Source organism: Mesorhizobium sp. WSM4887 (assembly GCF_029625865.1).
GTDB lineage: Bacteria > Pseudomonadota > Alphaproteobacteria > Rhizobiales > Rhizobiaceae > Mesorhizobium.
In genome coordinates, this window is the sequence record NZ_JARTVP010000055.1 from 1 (window position 1) to 266 (window position 266).

The window sequence follows — 266 nt, forward strand, 5'->3', positions numbered from 1 at the left end:
TGGGCACCTTGACTTGGCGCGGGTCCGGCAACCGTCGAACCTCTGCGCAAGAATGGGTAATTACTATCGATGACGAGCGCGGTGCCAGGCACTCTCGCTGCCTTTTTGTGCTTTTTTTCCCTGACCGTCAACGTTTCCGACGCGACAGGCCAGGAAACGGTGGCGAAGCCGGAAAAAAAGATAACTGAAATCAAGATAGGCTATTTGCGGGCCTACGCACCGCAATTGACGCTTTCCATGCTCGACCTGCCGCCACGTGACGAAGG

Annotated in this window: 1 pseudogene; it reads left to right on the forward strand. The window is 56.0% G+C overall.

Annotated features, from left to right (window positions below):
• Positions 1–69: 69 nt before the first annotated feature.
• Positions 70–266: pseudogene (locus P9230_RS32295) on the forward strand (branched-chain amino acid ABC transporter substrate-binding protein); the annotation flags it as partial.